Genomic DNA, 1,658 nt, shown 5'->3' with positions numbered 1-1,658 from the left:
TGAAATTCCAACCGTAATTGTACAGGTTCTTTAAGAAAAAAAAGACACCCTAAGGTGCCTTCCCACGACTAGATCGGAGTACCGCCAGCATTTCGGAACCCACCCACGCTAGGCAAAAAATACAATGAGCTTCCCATATGGGGAGCTCATTTACATAATTATCGTTATTGGAAGTTATCCTGTCTTTTATTTAAAATGATTAACGAGTCCCATAACCAGAAAAATAATCCTGCAGATACTATATAAATAATACCTATGGCGTTGATAAAAACTAAACCATCATAATGAAAATCACTCACACTTATGAGCTGAAAAGTAATTAGAGCACCCACTATGTATATCAACAAACTAAATATAGAAAATGGTTTAATGAGTTTTGTCTTAAAAAGGAGTAACTGGATTGGAACAGCAAAGATAGTAAAAGCAAATGAGTAAGCTAGAGTGTATATAGGTAACAAGTTAAGATTAGCTTCTGATAACGGTCCAGGTGATTCAGTTATGATATTAACAAGAGACATACATAGACTTGACAAGAGAATGACCTTCAATCTTTGTAAGAACACTTAATTTTCCTCATTTCTCCATCTGTTAATTCCATTTTAAACCATTAGGGATTACAAATGAAGAAACATTTAAAACTGCATACCATATACATGTAAAGTTAACATAACGCAACATTATCGGTACTGAAAAAGGATCTTCGATTGAAGATCCTTTTGTACTTATTGTCTTCCACAATCGCACCCGATTGCGGAAGACTGATTTAACTTAGTTGGCACCATATTTATTCCTGAGAATCCACTGTTTATTGAATAATCAAACTCTCTTATTGCGATATTAAATATTTTTCTTTGAAGATGGGACTTAATTCACTCCAAATATCAAATTTATTACCATCTAAATCATAAAAAACAAAGTTCTTTCCAGTGTGTCCTCTGTTCTCGATCTCTCCAGCTTTTATTTCTTTTTTTATAAAATCATTATGGATTGATTTAAGTGCATTTAAACCATTAACTTCAAATGTTAAAGAGAAGCGCTCTTCACCACAAAAATCGTAAAAATTTAAGCTTTGATTTACTTGGGATTTAACCAGAAAAAAACTTTGGTTTGCGAAGTTAAGAATAGCCTTGTCTTCGTCTTTATAACTTAACTCTGCACCTAATTTGTTTACATACCATCCTGAAGAAAGCTCTACATTGATAACAGGAATATAAATAGTTCCAACCCTCAATAATTTATCTTTCATTCTACTTTCCCCTTTCAGTCATTCAAATAATATTAATAAATATGTTCTCTTTTTATGTACCTATTGCCTTTGAAAATCCCACAATTTTCTTTATGATGTTTCGCTAGTTCCACAAACTTGCTCCATTAAATGGCCCTTTAGTTGAAGAAGATTCGAAAGGATTGAATGCATGCTCTATACAAATCTAGTTCACATAACGCACAATTATCAGTAGTAATCAAATCCCAGAAAGTCATTCATATCAATAGTTTTCCAGCTTTCCGTTCCCTTCTTTGTATGCAAGATTTCATACATTCCTGTCACAACAGTATTTGGCAACTCAAACCGTTCTTGTAGTCTGCATGAAGTTCTGCATATTCTTAGCGTTTAAAATCTGCGTTTTGCCGTCAGTCCCCCATGCCCATCAACTTAA

At 33.5% G+C, this 1,658-nt stretch carries 2 protein-coding genes; both read right to left on the bottom strand.

Annotated elements, in window-relative coordinates:
• Window positions 1–164: 164 nt before the first annotated feature.
• A complete protein-coding gene (locus COI75_RS17125; RefSeq protein ID WP_098448514.1) occupies window positions 165–563 on the bottom strand; it encodes a UPF0715 family protein in 399 nt (132 codons plus the stop codon).
• Window positions 564–826: 263 nt separating this feature from the next.
• Window positions 827–1,246, bottom strand: a complete 420-nt coding sequence (locus COI75_RS17120; protein WP_098448513.1) for a VOC family protein — start codon at window positions 1,244–1,246, stop codon at window positions 827–829.
• Window positions 1,247–1,658 lie beyond the last annotated feature (412 nt).

This window comes from Bacillus cereus, assembly GCF_002564555.1.
GTDB lineage: Bacteria > Bacillota > Bacilli > Bacillales > Bacillaceae_G > Bacillus_A > Bacillus_A cereus_K.
Note: the sequence above shows the minus strand (reverse complement) of the source record. Positions and strands in the feature narration are given on the sequence as shown.